This is a genomic window from Candidatus Profftia tarda, from assembly GCF_904848675.1.
Taxonomy (GTDB): domain Bacteria; phylum Pseudomonadota; class Gammaproteobacteria; order Enterobacterales; family Enterobacteriaceae; genus Profftia; species Profftia tarda.
On the sequence record NZ_LR890047.1, the window covers coordinates 722,785 to 743,385 of the forward strand.

Here is a 20,601-nt window from a genome sequence, read left to right on the forward strand (position 1 = left end):
ACTACGTTAATTTAAGAAATAACAAATAATTGATTATGCAATGCGTAAAATGATAATGATTACTTAACAATTTATGCATAGTTTTTAAGTATTTATCAGGTAAGAAAATATAGTATGTGTAGAAAAAGCAATGCTGAATATAAAATAGTATCTGCCTGCTAGCAAAAGAGAAATAATCTATTATTTTGTACTTGTTTATATATATGAACTTCTCCAAAAAAAACGATACAGTACCAATAACTTACGCTAATCCTATAAAAAATAAAAGAAGAATATTCCTGTTTTTATTTCAGTTACTAACCAATTTTGTTTCAGCATATTCCTAAAGTATTCAAGATAACTATTGTGATCTTGATTATTAATGTCACTGAATATCATTATAAATATTAAACTAAATTTAAGTGTCTAAATATTATATCTAGAGGGTGTACTTTATTTTCTATAAATATTATATGAAGCAATAAGTAAATAAATTTATTATTAATTAATGATTATCATTTACCTTCTTTAGAAGTAATGCTAAAATATCTTCGTATACTCGAATAATTATTAGACTTATAAAGTATATCTAGTAAAGAATAATAATTTAATCAAGGGATATTAATAATAAAGACATAACCCATAAGGTCAATAAAATACCAAAGAATCCAATGCTCTCTTGGGTGATATTTAGGCTGGATACCACCAATATTCACCATAGCAGATTACCTAATATAATAAGGTTTTTCATGCATCATTTTATTCCGGAACACCAATATAAAATAATTGCCTTTTCTCCTTTAATGTGCCCTTCTTACCGTCATAAATTATTGTCTCTGGGTTTTTTGCCAGGATCTCCTTTTAGTGTAGTAAGAATAGCTCCTCTAGGTGATCCCATTGAAGTTAAGTCACGTCGTGTTAGCCTTGTTCTCCGTAAAAAAGACCTAGCATTACTGACTATCGAGAGAATAACAATAGTTAATAATACGAAACATAAAGTGTTTTGAGATCAAATTTTCTTTTCCTTTAACCAATATTTCATAAGCTACTATGTACAAATTTTTAATAAAACCTTTAACATCTTCTTCTAAATACAGTCTATCCTTAATAAAACGTTGAATTATGAAAAAACTCACGATAGGGTTAATTGGTAACCCAAACTCTGGCAAAACAACTCTATTTAACCAGCTAACTGGATCTAGGCAAAGAGTTGGTAACTGGGCCGGAGTTACGGTAGAGAAAAAAGAAGGTAATTTTCTTACAGAAAAACATCAGGTAAAACTAGTTGATCTTCCTGGAATTTATTCTCTAACAACTATTTCAGAACAGACATCGTTAGATGAGCAAATCGCTTGTCGCTATATCCTGAGTGGTGAAGCAGATCTAATCATAAATGTAGTTGATTCTTCTAATCTTGAACGCAATCTATATCTAACATTACAATTACTTGAGCCGGGTATTCCTTGTATAATCGTTCTTAATATGTTGGACATAGCTTATAATCAGCATATTAAAATTGATATTACATCCCTAGCTCAGCTCCTTGGGTGCTCTGTAATACCACTTATTTCTAGCCGGGCTTATGGAATTATTGAACTAAAAAACGCCATCGATGTATCACAAAAAAACTCCATTGAAACACTAGTTGAATACCCAGTACTCATGGTACATATTGAGCGTTTATCTCAGGCAATGCCAAAGTCTTTATCTATAAAACAGCGCCGCTGGATAGCAATTCAAATGCTTGAAGGTAGTACCTGTAGCTCTATTTGTACCATTAATGCATTAAAAATATTACCTAAAATACAAGAAATATTAAAACAAACAATAAATGAAGACCCAGCGCTAATTATCGCAGATTTACGCTATCAACGTATTACTGATATCTGCGATTTTGTATGCAATACCAGTACTCTGCAAAATAATTTCATGACTGAAAAGCTTGATAAGATTGTCCTTAACCGCTGGATGGGAATACCGATATTTTTACTAATAATGTATATCATGTTTTTTCTGGCAATAAATATAGGAGGTGCATTGCAACCTTTGTTTGACATTGGTTCTTCAACAATTTTTGTTCAAGGTTTACAGTGGATAGGTTATAAGCTAAATTTTCCTGATTGGCTGACTATTTTGCTCGCGGAAGGAGGTGGGGGTATTAATAGTATACTACCCATGATACCACAAATAGGCATTATGTACCTTCTCTTATCTTTCCTTGAAGATTCTGGTTATATGGCACGTGCAGCTTTCATCGTTGATCGCATGATGCAGGTAATAGGTTTACCAGGAAAATCATTTATTCCTTTAATAGTTGGCTTTGGATGTAACGTATCGGCAGTTATGGGTGCCCGTACGCTAGATTCGCCGCGTGAACGCCTCATCACTGTGCTTATGGCACCATTTATGTCTTGTGGAGCTCGTTTAGCAATTTTTGCTATATTTTCAACAGCATTCTTTGGACAAGGTGATGCTCTAATAGTATTCTCGCTGTATATAATTGGTATAGTGATGGCCATTTTAACTGGTCTGATGCTTAAACATACAATTATTCGTGGAGAACCGTATCCATTTGTAATGGAACTGCCTGCATACCACGTGCCCAATCTAAAAATCTTACTGATGCAAACATGGCCACGCCTAAAAGATTTCATTCTGCGTGCAGGAAAAATAATCATCTCAGCAAGTATTGTTATAGGCATACTAAACAGTTTTTCTTTCAGTGGAAAGCCTGTGGATTGTATGAATGATTCTGTGTTAGCTTCAGTCAGCAAGATCATGACTCCCCTACTAAAACCTATAGGAATCAGGAGGGATAACTGGCAGGCCATGGTGGGTTTAATTACCGGTGCTATGGCGAAAGAAGTAGTTGTTAGTACTCTAAATACACTGTATGCAGCAGAAAAAATTTACAGTGTCAAGTTTGATCCGGAAGAATATAACTTACTGAAAAGTTTAGGAGAATCCTTAGAGAATACTTGGGATATGATCCAAGATAAATTAAGTATTCAGTTGTTATCATACTCCATAAAAACTAGTAAAAATGAGCATTATATACCATCAGGATCCATGGGGGTTATGGGAAATAAGTTCGGCAGCGCTAGCTCTACCTATGCTTACCTTATTTTTATTCTTTTGTATCTTCCTTGCATATCCGTGATGGGAACAATTGCCTGCGAAATTAATCATAATTGGATGGTATTTTCTATTTTGTGGAGCCTGAATATTGCCTATTCACTCGCAACGGTGTTTTATCAATTAGCTAATTTTGCAAGCCATCCTAAATATAGTGCTATTACCATCTCTCTTGTTATTATATTCAATACGTTACTATTGATAGGTCTTCGATATTCTGGAAACCTATTTAGTGCACGATCAACAAATGATGATACTATCAAGTAGTAGCTATGATTGTAATGCTAATAAGATATTTCGTTAATTCTTTCGTTGTATCTCATTAAATATTATATACTAAGGGTCCCTTCATAGGAGGATAATAGTATGGCAATCTTATTAGAAATACGAAATACACTAGCCCTGCACGGACAGATCGAATTCAATCATTTGTGTCGCACGGTTAATGGTTCGCCAGCAATAGTTTCAGCTATGCTAGAGCTCTTAGAAAAGATGGGATTGGTTAAAAAAGCTGATGGAATCGATAAATCTTGCTTGACAGGAAGATGTACAGGATGCCTGGAAAGACATAAGAACTGTCACACTCTAATTTACATACCTAAATCATATAACTTGAGTCCCTTAGCAAGGGAATGAATATTAATATTATTTTTTATTAAAATCAATCTTATTATACTTTATTAGTTAGCAGTCAGACAAAATTAAATAATGAAAATATACTAATAATCCTTATAAGCAATAAAATTTTTAAAATTTTATTAAATGTTTTTATTATTAAAGAGCAGATAAATTTAATGTTTGCTAATTAGTACTAAGCTTCTCTTAAAGAGAAAGAGAATCTCAATAAATAACATTTTATCTGATAACAGTAATGAATATAACATAATATCTATTGAATAGATATTATGTTATATTCAAGGTTGTACAGAAATATTTCTATATAGTATTCACAAGATAGTTGAAAACAAGAAAATAAAGAAAACTCTTTAGTTATGATAGTTATATTTTCAAGAAATATTTATAATGTTATTCTACTAGATGAGGAGTGCGCATTTTATATGAATTAATAAACAAAAATATTAATTTTCCATCAATATTAGTATATCTTAATTAAGATAAATTTTATACATTGATGCAATCATATATATTCCTAATGATTAATCAACTCTTTAGTTAAATATATGTTACGTTAATAAATATTGCTCTAATATAAAAAGCATCTATAAGATATAAGCAAAAAAATTTTTTAAGTAAATAGTGATATAGATTTTTCGTATTTTACCAACATCATCATTATCTTCATAATGATTAATGCATTTTTGATTTCTTTTAAACCTTGATTATTCTCTAAGAGAATGCCTCAATAAAAAATAATTAAGGATTAGATCGATTTTATCGGCTCAATATCCTGATCATCTCTCTTTCATTAATAACTGGAATTTTTAATTTTTTAGCTTGATACAACTTGCAACCTGCTCTTGCGCCAAAAATAACAATATCGGTTTTCTTGGAAACTTTGCTAGTAATGGTTGCTCCTAAGGCAATGAGAGTATCTTTGACTACATCACGAGTCATCAAGTTTAGGGATCCTGTTAATACTACTGTTTTGCCTGCAAAAGGGCTTGGAATATTATTATCAATAATTACAGGCGTATCAGACCAGTAAATTCCAATATCAGGGCCTAATAACTCGTCGATCACTTTCTGATTCTGCTCTTGACTCAGAAAATGAAACAGGTGTTCTGCAACTACTCTACCGACGTCCTTCACGCATTGCAGGGCTTCAATATCAGCATTTCGCAAAGCCTCTAAGGAACCAAAATATAATGCAAGATTCATCGCTGTAGCTTCCCCTACTCTAGGTATTCCTAAAGCATATAAGAATCTTGCCATTGTAGTTTTCTTAGACTGTTCTATAGCTTGAAGTAAATTAGTAGCAGACTTAGAACCTATGTGCTCTAACCCAGATAGTATCAGTGCCGTCAGGCGATATAAATCGGATGGAGTATTGACATAACTTTTTTCAACTAACTGGTCAATTATTTTATTAGCAATACCTACTACATTCATAGCTCGGCGTGAAACAAAGTGTTTAAGTGATGCTTTACGCTGAGCACTACATACCAAGATACCAGTACAACGCGACACTGCTTCTCCTCTAATGCGCTCAAGGTCAGAATTACATACTGGACAACGCCGCGGGAAGGTAATCTTCTGTGCATTACTAGGGCGTCTATCCTCCAGCACGCCGACTACCTGTGGGATAACATCTCCAGCACGGCGCACAACAACAGTATCCCCAATACATAATCTCAAACGCTGAATTTCATCGGCATTATACAAAGTAGCATTACTCACAATGACACCAGCAACTCTAACAGGCTCTAGACGAGCAACAGGTGTAATAGTGCCGGTACGTCCTACTTGAAAATCAACACTGTTTAAAACAGTTATTTGTTCCTGAGGAGTGAATTTAAATGCTGTAGCCCAACGAGGTGCACGTGCCATAAAACCAAGCTGTTTTTGTATCGCAAAATTATTTACTTTAATAACAACACCGTCAATATCAAAGTCTAGCGTCAAACGTTCTTTCTCAGCTTGATGACAAAATTTTATTACCTCATCGCTACTATTACATAATTTTATATAATTATTTACTGGTAGTCCCCACTTTTTGAGCTGCTGCAAGGATTCATAGTGACCTCCTGGTAACTCGCCATCTTTAAACAAACCTAGACCGTAACAAGAGAAAAGTAGAGGACGTTTAGACGTAGCCAGTGGATCTAGCTGACGCAATGATCCTGCAGCTGCATTCCTTGGGTTTGCAAAAACCTTCTTGTTGGCGTGACGAGCTTCTTCATTTATTGTCGCAAAACCGGCTAATGGCATAAAAACTTCTCCACGCACTTCTAGACGGCGCGGAATATTATTTCCTTGTAAATTCAAGGGAATACCACGGACCATCTTTAGGTTAGATGTAATATCTTCTCCTATAGTACCATCACCACGAGTAGCGCCTCGCACCAGCAGACTATCTTCATATAGCAGACTCACAGCCAAACCATCAATCTTCAATTCACAGCAAAAAGTCAACGGTTCTGTAGTCTTCAGACGTGTATGAAGACGTTTCTTAAAAGATAAGAAATTATCTTCGTCAAAAATATTATCCAAGGAAAGCATAGGCACTTCATGAAGAACTTGTCTGAATGCAGCAAGAGGAGATCCTCCTACTAGCTGAGTTGGAGAGTCACGGGGTATCAAGTGAGGATAACCTTGCTTTTCTATAAGACGTAGTTCATGCATTAGGCGATCGTATTCAGCGTCAGGAATCTCTGGTTGGTTTAACACATGGTACTGATAAGCATGATATCGCAACTTAGTACGTAGATCCTCTAGTTTTTTAAAGTGCTCTACAGTAGTTGGAGTCATTATATAGTTATTGTTAATGATAAAAGATTAATTAAAGAATATAGCATAATAGGATTTGCATCCTATTGCATTACTTTAGAGTTTTTAAAAATTCACGTATATGCACTTTATAGAACTCTAGTTTCTTAGGAGTGAGGATGTTACGCTCATCATCTAGCACCACACCCCCTAAATCATTAGCTATACGCTGTGCGGATTGCAGCATCAACTTAAAGTTTTGATTAGCATCACCATAAGAAGGCACCTTCATAAATAAGGCAATGCCTGGAGTGCTAAACATAGCCATATTATTAGGATCGAAATTACCCGGTTTTACCATATTTGCCATGCTAAATAGCACCGGGCCACTACCTGATGGGTTTAGATGACGATGAAAAATATTCATGTCGCCAAAGTGAAGTCCATATTGTAGAACATTTTGTAGTAAAACTTCACCTATAAACACACTATTCGGCTGTGCCGCAACGTATAGTGCGAGCACTATATCAGTAACCTCTTCAAGATCCCCTGTATCTTCCCCTTTATTACCAACTGAAAGGGAATGTAGGGTATCTTCTTCAGCAACACAAATAAGATCCTGGCTAGAGTGAATCAAATCTTCTACCGACTTTAAATAACCACTTATATTATTCGATTTTAGATGATTATGATTGTTATTTAGGTCGCCTAAAAACAGATCCCTTAGTTTGTTCTGTTTCTTAATATCAGAACTTGGTTGCATATTAGAAGTAACAGGAACAGATGATACATCTACATCCTTAGAAATATCATTTTGATAATAATCATTCTGTTTAGAGGTTTGTGCATGTTTTACAAAATGACGCAATTTATCGCGGGAACTATCAAATTGTATTTCATTTACCCCTTGATCTATTTCACTTGGTGACTGTTCGTCACAATATTCTTTTATTCTTTTATTTGGATAATCACGAAATAATCGATAATATTCTTTACGACTAGTCCACAAGCCGTGCAGTACCAGTGCTATAATAGCAGCAGCACCAACAACAATTAAAATCAGACGCAAATCCTGCATCGTCGCAATCTCTGTTGTTTTCATACTATTGCCAAAATGGCAAACCCTTAACAAATCAATCTATCAAACTAATAAGACGAGAATAGAATTTACAGTAATATCTACATTAAAAATTAGTTGTTCTAATTTTATAGCAATTTTGCATGAGAAAGAATTTTATCTATGATAAAAATCGCTACGATTTATTAATATAGCAGAAATACAGTTCAACATCAGTCATTGAAAAAGTATTTTTACCCAATTAAATATAAAAATATCCTAAATAAAAAATTGCATTTTCATCTTTAGAAAAGACGAGTGATTAGTTTACCACTTCAATGATGAAAGATCTTTGTCATCCAATATTATGATATTAATACCTTATATGAATTATTACTATAAATTATATTTTAACAATCAATAATTAGTACTAAATATTATAATAGCACAGTTTATTAAAAGGCTGATTCTAAGAAAGAACTTACAGTCTATCCGATCCTACTGGTTCTTTATTTTACACTCTAGTATGCTGCTACATAGCATATATGCACAGAGCATAAGTGCATACATTTATGAATAAAAATTATAAAAAATTTTTTTATTAGCATTATCAGTATAACAGATATGCGATATAAAAAAATAATTTTATATGTAGTAATAGTGAACAGATAATAGATAATTTACTACAAGTTATATTATTGATTATATTTGTTACTTATATCGCTCAAATTATATACTAATTCTAATGTTAAGCACAGCAATAATATCAACTAAATAATATACTTGAACTGTTTGATAAACATAAGTAATATTTGATTGATAAAATCTTTATATAATAAAGAGATAACTGCGAAACAAGCAGAGGTATAATTAACATTATAGATATTGCATACTGTCTAGATTTAATAACCATAATACTTATTATAGCATTATGCTTATACGATGATATCGTCTGTTATAGAAGCAGTCTAGAACTAACAAGACAAAATACTACGAATCAGATTATTACGAATATTTCCTTCTCCAGAGAAACTTTAAATGCATTAAATTAATCTTGAGAATCAAGGACAATCCTCTAACTTATTCATTATTAATTTCTTATTGACATAAACATATAATATTTATTTACTTAACTACATATGCTTATTTGTGTATAATAAAGTAATCTTTTCTGTCTTTAATAGAGTCAACGTGCCCGCCATGAGCAAGATTTTTCAAGATAACTCCCTAACAGTAGGTCATTCTCCTCTTGTTCGATTAAATCGTATCGGCAATGGTTGTATTTTAGCAAAAGTAGAATCCCGTAATCCTAGCTTTAGTGTGAAAGACCGCATCGGCGCCAATATGATCTGGGATGCTGAAAAACGTGGTCTCTTAAAGCCTGGAATTGAACTGGTTGAATCAACTAGCGGAAATACTGGTATCGCTCTCGCGTTTGTAGCTGCGTCTAGAGGCTATAAAATAACGTTAACAATGCCTGACACCATGAGTCTTGAACGTCGTAAACTTCTTGAGGCCTTAGGCGCAAAATTAGTGCTAACCGATGGTACTAAAGGCATGAAGGGAGCTATCTCAAAAGCTCAAGAAATAGTTGCTTCTAATCCAGATCGCTTCCTTCTACTAGAACAATTTAGTAATCCTGCAAACCCTGAAATTCACGAGAAAACTACTGGACCAGAAATTTGGGAAGATACTGGAGGTGAAGTCGATGTACTGGTATCTGGAGTAGGGACTGGAGGCACCCTTACTGGTACTACAAATTATCTAAAAAATATCAAAGGGAAAAAAATTATTACTGTAGCTGTAGAACCTGAGACATCCCCTGTAATCACTCAGGCTTTAGCAGGTCAAGAAATTCAACCAGGCCCACACAAGATTCAGGGCATTGGTCCAGGCTTCATCCCCGATAACCTAGACTTAAATCTAATTGACCGAGTTGAACGTGTTGGCAATGATGACTCAATTAAGATGGCCCGACTATTGATGAAAGACGAGGGAATTCTAGCTGGTATCTCATCAGGAGCGGCAGTTATTGCAGCAGTAAGGATTGCTAATGAACTAGAATTTACTAATAAAAAAATTGTAGTTATTTTACCTTCCTCTGGTGAACGTTATTTAAGCACAGATTTGTTCGCGATACAATAATTACAACAGTGATATGAGTATTCTAAAAAAAGCACTCAATTGAGTGCTTTTTTTGTACAACATCCTAAATTTTAACCTGCAAATATTGTTCAATTGTCAAGTTTAGTGTAAAACGCATTTATAATGATTACAAACAATAAAATAATATCTGTTATTATTTAAAAAAAAAATTTTATCTGGATGCATCAGAATAAAAGTGCTTAACTATATTTAATCAAGAATCAATTAAGTGATTCCACTTAGATAAGTCTATTATCTGATTTATTGAGGAAGCTAAAAGCGACATATTTGGTTTGTAATTTTAGATTAATTAAATGATAGTTATTATCTGATACAAACTTTATTAAATGCATTAGATATAACTATCATATTTGCACTAATATATAAGTTAGATAGCAACTGCAGCAAGATAAAGTAAGTGATCTAATCTAGATTTTAGCTCACATTTTCATTCAAAATAGTTAAGGAAAAATATGTTCCAAACAGATGTCACGATTACTGCTTTACATGGTCTGCATACCCGCCCTGCTGCTCGTTTTGTTAAAGAAGCTAAAGGTTTTACCTCAGAAATCACTCTAACTTCTCACGGCAAAAGCGCAAGTGCTAAGAGCCTATTCAAACTGCAAACACTAGCTCTTACAAAAGGTACTGTAGTAACTATCACCGCTGAAGGTGAAGATGAGCAAGAAGCTGTTAAATATTTAGTCAGACTGATGGCAGAACTTGAATGATGATTAAGTCAAATACCTTTAGTGTTAATAAACAAAACAAATGAGACAAGCTTATGATTTCAGGAATTTTAGTATCTCCGGGCATTGCTTTTGGTAAAGCACTTTTATTGAAAGAAGATGCGATTCAGATTAATAAGACAAGAATAGCGCTTGGTACAGAAGAACATGAGATTGCTCGCTTTAAATATGGTTGTGATAAAGCATCTAAGCAACTACAAGCAATCAAGATAAAAGCGAGCGAACGCTTTGGTGAAGAAAAAGCTGCAATCTTCGAGGGACATATAATGTTATTAGAAGACGAAGAGATGGAGCAGGAAATTATCAATCTCATTCAAGCAAGTAAAATGACCGCAGAAGCTGCAGCTAACGAAGTGATCGAGGGTCAGGCAAAAGCATTAGAAGAACTGGATGACGAATATCTGAAAGAACGTGCATCTGATATTCGTGATATAGGAAAACGTTTGCTTATGAATATTCTCGGCATGAATATAGTTGATTTAAGCGCAATTCAAGAAGAAATTATCTTAGTCGCAACTGATCTTACTCCTTCAGAAACAGCTCAACTGAACCTTAAAAAAGTCCTTGGCTTCATTACTGATTTAGGAGGACGTACATCACATACTTCTATTATAGCGCGTTCTCTAGAACTTCCTGCAATTGTGGGTACTTCTGATGTGACCCAAAAAGTAAAAAATGGTGACTTCTTGATTTTGGATGCTATAAACAACAGTATACATATTAATCCGACGGAATCACTAATTAGAAAACTAAAATCAGTTCATAATCACTTCGTCTCTGAAAAGAAAGAATTAACAAAACTGAAAGATTTGCCAGCTATTACATTAGATGGTCATCAGGTTAAAGTTTGTGCAAATATAGGTACGGTGCGTGATATTGCCGGCGCTAAACGCAATGGAGCCACGGGAGTTGGTCTGTATCGCACAGAACTACTATTTATGGACCGCAATGAATTACCTACAGAAGAAGAACAATTTCAATCCTATAAAGCAGTTGCCGAGATCATGGGTACCCAAGCTGTAATAGTGCGTACCATGGATATAGGCGGCGATAAAGATCTGCCATACATGGAGTTACCAAAAGAAGAAAACCCATTCTTAGGCTGGCGTGCAATTCGCATATGTTTAGATCGCAAAGAAATATTACATACTCAACTCCGGGCTATCTTGCGTGCGTCTGCATTTGGTAAGATACGGGTCATGTTTCCAATGATTATTTTAATAGAGGAAATACGCGAACTCAAAGCTGAGTTAGAACATCTTAAAGAACAGCTTCGTAAGGAAGGGAAAAGATTTGATGAGAAAATAGCGGTAGGAGTTATGATTGAGACTCCATCAGCAGCAACTATAGCACACCACTTAGCGAAGGAAGTTGATTTTTTTAGTATTGGTACAAATGATCTCACCCAATATACTTTAGCAGTAGATCGTGGAAATAAAATGATTTCTCATCTCTATAACCCTATGTCTCCGTCAGTGATAACCCTGATTAAGCAAGTAATCGACGCGTCTCATACAGAAGGTAAATGGACCGGTATGTGCGGAGAACTTGCAGGTGATGAACATGCGACATTGCTTCTTTTAGGTTTAGGACTGGATGAGTTTAGTATGAGCTCTATTTCTATACCTGCAGTTAAAAAAATTATTCGTAACTCTAATTTTGAAGATGTTAAAAAACTAGCAAATGAAGTACTAAATCAACCAACAGTAGAAGATGTGATGCACTTAATAAGCACATTTATAGCAGAGAAAAATATCTGTAAGTAGATGCATAGTGGAACACTATTAACAATATCAATATTATAATGAGAGATTATAATTTAATAAAATACAAAGCAACAACAATTTTTATATTTCTGAAATTTCTTGCGTAATATATCATATTTATAGAATTTTATTTATAAGATACTTACCTTAATACACATATAGAATATATAAAATATTAGAAATACAATGTATATTTTCGATAAAGTAAGGTATTGTAATTGAGTTATGAATCTAATTTAGTATCTATACTATTTTCCATAAATAATAATTTTAAAATATTTGCTAAAAATAATAACTAATTTATTGAAATCAATATTTTTATCGATTGCTCATCCTCATTCTTAGAAAATATAGGATTACTCTTGCTTTATTAATCATTTCAAATATATAAACAATCTTTAAAAACTAACTATTTTTTTATGATCGTTATTTTGATGATCTCCTTCTTATTAACATCAAATAGTCCTTGGATTTATTAACTAAAATACAGAATATGATATGCTTATCTTTCTTAAATAAATAATTTCTCAGATACATTACTGTCATAGGATCATAAGAGCTTACTTGTAAATTTTAAATTATGCCCATAAAACATATCAAGCATATTTCATTAATGCTAAGATCTATTATTATATCTATCAGGAAATAGATGAAAGGAGAAAGTATGATACACAATATGATTAAATATTTTTTGCCAACTACTGAGTAAAAGTATAAATTAATATTATTTATAAATGAAAGAAAAATCTATAATGCTAACATTTCTGTTGTTCGCAACAACTGATATGTCAGATACCATCACTTAGATATGCTTTAAAATAAAACATAAACCTCATAATATTACGCAACTTGTATTAGGTATTAGGTATTAGGTATTAGAGATATCATTAAGCTGATAATGAATTAGGGCCGAGGCAAGATTTTTTCTGCTTATTAATTATATAATCCCTGCTCAATTAGATACTAATATTAATTTAAAGTTATTTTTACCTTTCTATATCAATCCCATATCTCATACTGACTCTTTTGCTAATATTTTTAGGAAAAATAAAGTATATCACACAAATAGTTTATCCTTAATCCATACTATTATTTAGTACTGAATTGCGTCTCATATTAATGGTATTAACAACTTACTCTAAATACTGTTGAAGGTAAATTATCATTATACTAATCGCCTCATAGAAGATAATATACTCAGTATTTTAAATAAGTAGCCCGCCAGATGAGATGTGCTCTATCTTTCTCAGAAAATAATTATGTACATTTAGAGCTATAAGTCTCAATAAACCCATCAGAATAAATTATAGTATTTTAACATACTATAATTTATTCTGAGATATATAGTTAATACATCTTTATCTAAAGAAAAATCTTAAATAAAATTATTCAGGAGATTTTTGCGAACTCTACAGTACGTAGGAAAGTATCTCCATCATAAAGGCGTGCACTCAACCAACCAACAAAGTATCGTTCGCCGCGATGAGGGATATTAATCAAATTAACTGAGGGTATTACTAGGCTTATGGGTTCTAAATCCCATCCTTCAGGCTGCGCTGTTATCTGTTGATAGTATCCACGAGGACTAGCTTCTAATACCTGTACTGGAAGGGGGCAACGAATGCTGGCTTCTGAAATAACTTCTATATCCCAAGGACGTAGAAAAATATCTACTTTACCTTGGTAAACAGAAGGAGAATCTAATGGCCAATGATATTTGCTTATATAAATATTTGAGCCACGAATTTCGCCACTAACCTTGTTAACTTCACCTAAAAATTCTAATACAAATCTGCTATTAGGTGCGCTCCACACAGCGTCTGGAGTACCAATTTGCTCAATATTTCCTTGACTCATTACTACAATTTGATCTGCAACTTCCATAGCTTCTTCTTGGTCATGAGTCACGAACACACTAGTAAAACCAAGATCTTCATGCAACTGACGCAGCCAACGGCGCAGTTCTTTGCGAACCCGAGCATCTAGCGCACCAAAAGGCTCATCTAACAATAAAATGGCTGGTTCTACAGCTAGTGCGCGCGCTAAAGCAACACGTTGTTTCTGTCCGCCAGAAAGCTGCGCAGGAAATCGATCAGATAGATGTGAAAGCTGCACCCTTTCCAGTAATTCCCCTACTGTATTTTTAATTAAGCTCGAGCATGGACGCATACGTCCATGTAGAACAGTCAGACCAAAAGCAACGTTGTCAAAAACACTCATATGTCGAAATAGTGCATAATGCTGAAAAACAAAACCAACTCGGCGGTCTCGCGCATGCAAGTGGCTAACATCATTACCATTGAATCTCAGATGACCACTGCTTTGCACTTCTAGACCAGCTATAATTCGCAGCAATGTTGTCTTGCCTGAACCAGAAGGACCAAGTAAAGCTACCATATGACCAGATGGAATGGTCAGTGAAATATCATTTAGGACTTTAGTTTTATTAAAGTATTTGCTTACATTTTTAACTTCAATGCTCATTTCGCGTTCTCCTGCTCAGCTTTAATTAATTGCCGATTCAGTCGCCAGTGCAGCATGTTCTTTAGAAATAAAGTTGCGATTGCCATCATTGTTAATAAAGCAGCAGCGGTAAATGCACCAACAGTATTATAATCTTGATATAATAGTTCAACCTGTAAAGGTAAGGTATAGGTTGCACCACGTATAGAACCAGATACTACCGATACCGCACCAAACTCACCAATAGCGCGCGCATTAGTAAGGACAACTCCATATAGCAATGCCCAGCGAAAATTCGGTAAAGTTACCCGACTAAACATCTGCCAACCAGAAGCACCTAGCAGAATTGCAGCTTCATCTTCATGAATCCCCTGGCTCATAAGGACGGGCACCAACTCTCGAACCACGAATGGACAGGTTACAAATACTGTAACCATTACCATTCCCGGCCAAGAGAACATCAATTGAATATCATGATCGTCTAGCCATCCTCCCAGAGGCCCATTTGGACCATAGAACAATAAATATAACAGTCCTGCTACTACCGGAGAAACAGCAAAAGGTATATCGACTAGGGTTAGTAACAATTGGCGACCAGGAAAAATAAATCTTGTGCATAACCATGCAAGCAAAGTGCCAAAGATAATATTAACAGGTACCGCAATTAGAGCTACTAATAACGTCAAGCAGATAGCATGAATCATATCAGCATCGATAAGATTACTCCACATGACGCCCACTCCTTCTGAAAATGCTAGCGCAAAAATTGAAATAATCGGCAAAAGCAACAAGAATATAGAAAATAGTATACCAATACTGATCAATAAATATTTTAACAAATTAATGTTAGATATTTTTTGATAAATACTTCGGTATAAGACAGATAAACTATACATCAATACCCCCGATACGTTTACCAAAACGGCTCTGGAAAGTATTTATGCTAAATAATAGCAACAGTGATATTAATAATATAACCGAAGCAATTGAACTTGCTGCAGGATAATCAAATTCTTCTAAATTCATAAAAATAATTAATGAGGTCGCTTCTGTCTTCCAAGCGATGTTTCCTGCGATAAAAATAACCGCACCAAACTCACCCAAGCTGCGAGTAAAAGCAAGGGCTGTACCTGCCAAAAGTGCAGGAGCAACTTCTGGTAATACTACTTTCGAGAAACTTTGCCAACGCGAAGCGCCTAATGTTTCTGCTGCTTCTTCATATTCAGGACTAAGTTCTTCTAATACTGGCTGAACGGTACGTACAACAAAAGGTATGCTGGTAAATGCCATAGCTACAGCGATACCCAGCCAAGTAAAAGAGACTTTGATGTCCATCAAAGATAGCCATTTACCATACCAACCAGTAGCAGAAAATATTCCTGCTAAAGTTAACCCTGCTACCGCGGTAGGTAATGCAAATGGTAGATCTATTAAACTATCTAAAAGTCTGTTCCCTAAAAAATCGTAGCGGGTTAGGATCCAGGCCATCAACATACCGAAAATTCCATTAAACACGCTAGCACAACCTGCTGCAAGCAGTGTTACTTTGTATGCTGCTAATACTCGACTGTTGGTAATTATCTCCCAATGCTGTTGCCATGTCATATGAGCTAATTGCACAAACAATGCGCTTAATGGCAGAAGTAAAATCAGACAAGTATAAAATAGGCTACTGCCTAAGCTTAGGGAAAAACCTGGCAAAACTCTTTTTGGCACTGCACGAGACGACATCATTAACATTATTGGTGTCCTTCTGCTAAGATTTGATCTAACTGACCACCGCTTGCAAAATGTGTTATCATAACCTTTGACCAACTGTCAAATTGATCTTCAACACGGAATAAATGAGAATCAGGAAAACGTCCTTTTAGAGCGTCCATCGCTTGTTTATTATAAACTCGATAGTTAAAGCTAGTAATAATTTTTTGCGATTCTGGTGAATAAAGATAATTTAAATACGCTTTTGCCGCCTTTATTGTACCATTGCGCTCTACATTCTTGTCTACTAACGTAACAGGGAATTCCGCCATAATATCTAAAGAAGGAATTATTACTTCGTAGATATTATCAGTATATTGATTCTGAATACTTTTTACTTCTGACTCAAAACTGATCAGAACATCACCCATATTACGCTCAACAAAAGTAGTGGTAGAGCCACGACTCCCGGTATCAAACACCTCAACATTGCTTAAAAAGCGTCTCATCCACTCACGACTTTTGACTTGATCACCACCGTTATGTAAATTAGCTGCACCCAATGCCGCTAGATAAGTATAACGACCATTACCAGAAGTTTTAGGATTAGGGAAAATTAATTTAACATCACTAGCAACTAAATCATCCCAATCCTGAATATGCTTCGGATTTCCCTTACGCACCAAAAAAGCCATGGTGGAGTAGAACGGCGAGCTATTGTTCGGTAGGCGTTTTCGCCAATCTGCTGGGATTAAATGACCACGATCATGTAATAATTGCACATCAGTAACCTGATTATAGGTCACTACATCAGCACGTAAACCTTGCAATAGAGCCAATGCTTGTTTAGAAGAACCAGCATGAGACTGCTTTATCTTAATAGCTGGATTACCCTCTTTATGCCATTGATTCTCAAAAGCAGGATTAAGAGCGGCAAATAGTTCACGAGAAACATCATAAGAACTATTCAAAAGTTCAGCTGCTTTTGAGATACTCATAGAAAATAGTGTCATTACCAATATCAATCCTTTGAGTTTCTTCAGTTTCATAGATCACCTTCAATCATTCTTTGAAAACTACTATTCATGTTATCCTTCATGAAGTTTAGTATATTTATAAGTAGATCCTAACCTGTAACTATTTTTATTTATATTTTGGGATTTAAAAGTATTAAAGGTTATCCAAATAATTTAAACTATAATTGCTGAAAACTACATATATAAATAATCAGATTAAAATAATAAAATATTTTTATATTTTGTGATTCTTTATAATTCTATATGAAAAATTATTTAATATGGGCGGCTGCTAAAAGCAACATAAATTACCTGTAAACACTCAGTGATACTTGTATTTGTCTTTCATGTAATAAGATTAAAGAAGTGCTCTGTATAAATATTGCAATGAAAATTACTTTAAAATAAAGAAAAGACATGTATTCCAGATATTTTAAAAATAGATTTTATTCGCAATATACAGATAGATAATGTAAATTCTTATTTATCTAAAGTTTTCTGGATTATTCTTTTCTATCATAAATCTGTTGACAACAAGAATGGCGTATTTTGATTATCTGAGTAACTATATGTATAAGAAAATTATTTTTTGACTAAAGCAGAATTTTTTGTCTATTATAATTAGATCATTATTACTATGTAATACATAGGACATTATAGGAAAGGAAAATTTAAAGTTATTAAACACCTGTATAATCAGATAGATTTAATTCTGATCAACCAGATGAAATCGATATTTTAATAAATTAATTAACATAAACTCAAGAATAAAAAGACGTTTTCTTATACAATCTGCTCTACATGATCTCTTATAACAGATCATTAGTATTCATCGATATCCATGTTAAGTATGGTTACCTATAAAATATAAAAGAAACATACTCTTTTATTCTTTTATTAATAATGATAAAAAGATCGTTTATGCAATCTATTAAAAGTGATTGCATACAAGTAATAAGATATAAAAAGACTCTGAGCTTGGTAATAAGTTCAGAGGTAAACAATATATCAGATTATTTCTGATGATTTATCGCAAACTACTAGATAATATTTACTAAAATACAGAAGATAGAAGACAGAATACGACACATATAAAAAGAGGAGTCTGATGAAACTTATTATCTAAACTAAGATGTATTAAAATATAATACAATAATTACTGGACTGTATGCGCATTCAAGAAAAATAATCTATATCTAAGATCTTAGATAGCAAGGTTACTGTATCAATTGAAGAAAGATATATAATAATAAATGCCGTTAATTTAATAAAGCAGAAGGAATACCGAATGGTATTCATATGGTAACAGATTTTAATAGCATAACAATAATATTGAAAAAAAATATAAAAGATTGAAATTTTTCAAAATTTAATTTAAAAATGCTGTGATAGATGAGTACTGCTTTTGTATTACATTATATGTATAAATTCTCTTTCTCAATAAATATTGAGCTACTCGCTAGTAGTAAAATGATATCAAATAGCTATTTTTTCTGAAAATATTTTAAATCAATTTATTCAATATCTTCTAGAAAATATTAACAATAGAAATTGTACTGTTTAGTTTATCTACTAAATTGACAGCATCACCGATGTAGTTCGCTGGTGTCATAGCTTTCAGTCGTATTTTTTCTTCATCAGGTAGCTTAAGTTCATCAATAAAAGCATGCATAACCTTAGCGTTAACCTGTTTTCCACAAGTCAACTCTTTTAACTTTTCATAAGAGTTTTTAATGCCATAACGGCGCATAACAGTTTGAATGGGCTCGGCAAGTACTTCCCAATTATCATCTAACTCATCACGAAGGTGATCGTGATTTACTTCTAGCTTGCTTATACCATTTAGAGCAGATTTGTATGCAATAAGGGCATAACCTAGGCCAACGCCTATATTGCGTAATACAGTTGAACTAGCAAGATCGCGTTGCCAACGAGAAATAGGTAATGTGGCTGCTAAGTGTCCTAAAACAGCATTTGATAATCCTAGATTACCTTCAGAATTTTCAAAGTCTATTGGGTTCACCTTATGTGGCATGGTAGATGAACCAATATTACCTCTAATAGTTTTCTGCTTGAAATGGCTCAGTGCAATATAGCCCCAAATATCACGATCAAAGTCGAGCAGGATCGTATTGAATCGCATCACACACGCAAATAGTTCTGCAATATAATCATGCGGTTCAATCTGAGTAGTATACGGATTCCATTTAATACCTAAAGAAATAATAAACTCTTCACTAAATTGATGCCAATTCACGTTAGGATAGGCAGCTATGTGCGCGTTATAGTTGCCTACAGCTCCGTTAATTTTACCTAGAATTTCTACCTTATTTAATTTGTAAAACTGCTTTTCCATTCGGTATACGACATTAGCAAATTCTTTACCTATAGTAGATGGTGTCGCAGGCTGCCCATGAGTGCGAGACAACATAGGAATGTCTCGATATTTTTGCGACATACATGCTATGGAGTTGATAACTTTTCGCCACTGTGGCTTAATTACATTTTCGCGCGCAGTATTCAGCATAAGCGCATAAGATAAGTTGTTAATATCTTCAGAAGTACAAGCAAAGTGAATAAATTCAGAGATAGACCTCAGGGCGGGTATTCTGCTAACTTTATCTTTCAAAAAGTATTCAACAGCTTTGATATCATGATTGGTGATACATTCGATTCTTTTAATGCACTCAGCATCTTCCTCTGTAAATTCTGCTATAATACTATCAAGAAAACAGTTTGTATCTTCATCAAAAGATGGAATTTCGGAAATTTTTGAACAAGATGCTAACTTTTGCAACCAACGTATTTCTACTACTACGCGGAATCTTAGAAGACCATATTCACTGAAAATAGGCCGCAGCATGGTCACACTATCGCTGTAACGGCCATCAATAGGTGATACAGCAGTTAGAGCTGATAATTGCATCAACGATCAATCCTCCTAAAGGATGAAAGATATATTATAACTTTAATAATTTTAAAATTTTGTAAGTACTTAACTATAACAGGTCTTCTTGATAGTTCGTAAAATAAAATATATACATTCAGCACATGAAATTAATAATATCCTTAGATATTGTTGTGCAGTTTCTGTGTCTGCATGTCTTTGTATTGCTTTGTACAGCAAAGATATATTATCTTCTAAAGATATAGCCAATTATAACCTGTCCGAATCTATTAATATTTTAGAGGATTATAATATCCTC

Annotated in this window: 13 protein-coding genes; 6 read left to right on the top strand and 7 right to left on the bottom strand. The window is 33.8% G+C overall.

Annotated features, from left to right (window positions below; translation table 11 throughout):
* Positions 1-728 precede the first annotated feature (728 nt).
* The 3 genes from feoA to KTT71_RS01910 all read left to right on the top strand — a co-directional run bounded on the left by feoA (position 729) and on the right by KTT71_RS01910 (position 3,750).
* On the top strand, positions 729-986 hold the full coding sequence (gene feoA, locus KTT71_RS01900) for a ferrous iron transporter A (RefSeq protein WP_216782184.1): 258 nt from the start codon (positions 729-731) through the stop codon (positions 984-986).
* A gap of 115 nt (positions 987-1,101) precedes the next feature.
* The gene (gene feoB / locus KTT71_RS01905) at positions 1,102-3,381 is read left to right on the top strand and encodes a Fe(2+) transporter permease subunit FeoB (protein WP_216782185.1); all 2,280 of its coding nucleotides are present in this window, start codon (positions 1,102-1,104) and stop codon (positions 3,379-3,381) included.
* A gap of 99 nt (positions 3,382-3,480) precedes the next feature.
* The gene (locus KTT71_RS01910; RefSeq protein ID WP_216782186.1) at positions 3,481-3,750 is read left to right on the top strand and encodes a FeoC-like transcriptional regulator; all 270 of its coding nucleotides are present in this window, start codon (positions 3,481-3,483) and stop codon (positions 3,748-3,750) included.
* A 756-nt stretch (positions 3,751-4,506) separates the two neighbouring features.
* Here the strand turns inward: KTT71_RS01910 and ligA are convergent.
* Entirely contained in the window at positions 4,507-6,543 is a 2,037-nt protein-coding gene (gene ligA / locus KTT71_RS01915) for an NAD-dependent DNA ligase LigA (protein ID WP_216782187.1), read from the bottom strand.
* Positions 6,544-6,613: 70 nt separating this feature from the next.
* Positions 6,614-7,603: a cell division protein ZipA gene (zipA, locus tag KTT71_RS01920; protein ID WP_420885568.1), complete on the bottom strand. Its 990-nt coding sequence runs from the start codon at positions 7,601-7,603 to the stop codon at positions 6,614-6,616.
* Between the two features lie 1,155 nt (positions 7,604-8,758).
* On the opposite strand from zipA, the gene cysK reads away from it, so the two are divergent.
* From cysK to ptsI, 3 genes are all read left to right on the top strand, one after another.
* Positions 8,759-9,703 (top strand): cysteine synthase A, encoded by a 945-nt coding sequence (gene cysK / locus KTT71_RS01925; protein ID WP_216782188.1) that lies wholly within the window; start codon positions 8,759-8,761, stop codon positions 9,701-9,703.
* A 473-nt stretch (positions 9,704-10,176) separates the two neighbouring features.
* Positions 10,177-10,434, top strand: a complete 258-nt coding sequence (gene ptsH / locus KTT71_RS01930; protein WP_216782189.1) for a phosphocarrier protein Hpr — start codon at positions 10,177-10,179, stop codon at positions 10,432-10,434.
* A gap of 53 nt (positions 10,435-10,487) precedes the next feature.
* Positions 10,488-12,218, top strand: a complete 1,731-nt coding sequence (gene ptsI, locus KTT71_RS01935) for a phosphoenolpyruvate-protein phosphotransferase PtsI (protein ID WP_216782190.1) — start codon at positions 10,488-10,490, stop codon at positions 12,216-12,218.
* A gap of 1,389 nt (positions 12,219-13,607) precedes the next feature.
* Here ptsI and cysA read toward each other — a convergent pair.
* The 5 genes from cysA to purB form a co-directional block, all read right to left on the bottom strand.
* A complete protein-coding gene (cysA, locus tag KTT71_RS01940; protein WP_216782191.1) occupies positions 13,608-14,702 on the bottom strand; it encodes a sulfate/thiosulfate ABC transporter ATP-binding protein CysA in 1,095 nt (364 codons plus the stop codon).
* Positions 14,699-15,577: a sulfate/thiosulfate ABC transporter permease CysW gene (gene cysW / locus KTT71_RS01945; protein WP_216782192.1), complete on the bottom strand. Its 879-nt coding sequence runs from the start codon at positions 15,575-15,577 to the stop codon at positions 14,699-14,701. Before cysW ends, cysA begins: the two co-directional genes overlap by 4 nt.
* Positions 15,570-16,421, bottom strand: coding sequence for a sulfate/thiosulfate ABC transporter permease CysT (gene cysT / locus KTT71_RS01950; RefSeq protein WP_216782193.1), 852 nt, complete (start codon positions 16,419-16,421; stop codon positions 15,570-15,572). The genes cysW and cysT overlap by 8 nt, the downstream gene beginning before the upstream one ends.
* Complete coding sequence (gene cysP / locus KTT71_RS01955; protein ID WP_246543853.1) at positions 16,421-17,392, bottom strand: thiosulfate ABC transporter substrate-binding protein CysP; 972 nt, start codon at positions 17,390-17,392, stop codon at positions 16,421-16,423. The genes cysT and cysP overlap by 1 nt, the downstream gene beginning before the upstream one ends.
* Before the next feature lie 1,531 nt (positions 17,393-18,923).
* Entirely contained in the window at positions 18,924-20,321 is a 1,398-nt protein-coding gene (purB, locus tag KTT71_RS01960; RefSeq protein ID WP_216782751.1) for an adenylosuccinate lyase, read from the bottom strand.
* Positions 20,322-20,601: the final 280 nt, after the last annotated feature.

Bases quoted from the DNA above. Each gene is read 5' to 3' on its own strand.
- feoA (WP_216782184.1), top strand. From the start codon at position 729: ATGCATCATTTTATTCCGGAACACCAATATAAAATAATTGCCTTTTCT.
- feoB (WP_216782185.1), top strand. From the start codon at position 1,102: ATGAAAAAACTCACGATAGGGTTAATTGGTAACCCAAACTCTGGCAAA.
- KTT71_RS01910 (WP_216782186.1), top strand. From the start codon at position 3,481: ATGGCAATCTTATTAGAAATACGAAATACACTAGCCCTGCACGGACAG.
- ligA (WP_216782187.1), bottom strand. From the start codon at position 6,543: ATGACTCCAACTACTGTAGAGCACTTTAAAAAACTAGAGGATCTACGT.
- zipA (WP_420885568.1), bottom strand. From the start codon at position 7,603: ATGAAAACAACAGAGATTGCGACGATGCAGGATTTGCGTCTGATTTTA.
- cysK (WP_216782188.1), top strand. From the start codon at position 8,759: ATGAGCAAGATTTTTCAAGATAACTCCCTAACAGTAGGTCATTCTCCT.
- ptsH (WP_216782189.1), top strand. From the start codon at position 10,177: ATGTTCCAAACAGATGTCACGATTACTGCTTTACATGGTCTGCATACC.
- ptsI (WP_216782190.1), top strand. From the start codon at position 10,488: ATGATTTCAGGAATTTTAGTATCTCCGGGCATTGCTTTTGGTAAAGCA.
- cysA (WP_216782191.1), bottom strand. From the start codon at position 14,702: ATGAGCATTGAAGTTAAAAATGTAAGCAAATACTTTAATAAAACTAAA.
- cysW (WP_216782192.1), bottom strand. From the start codon at position 15,577: ATGTATAGTTTATCTGTCTTATACCGAAGTATTTATCAAAAAATATCT.
- cysT (WP_216782193.1), bottom strand. From the start codon at position 16,421: ATGTTAATGATGTCGTCTCGTGCAGTGCCAAAAAGAGTTTTGCCAGGT.
- cysP (WP_246543853.1), bottom strand. From the start codon at position 17,392: ATGACACTATTTTCTATGAGTATCTCAAAAGCAGCTGAACTTTTGAAT.
- purB (WP_216782751.1), bottom strand. From the start codon at position 20,321: ATGCAATTATCAGCTCTAACTGCTGTATCACCTATTGATGGCCGTTAC.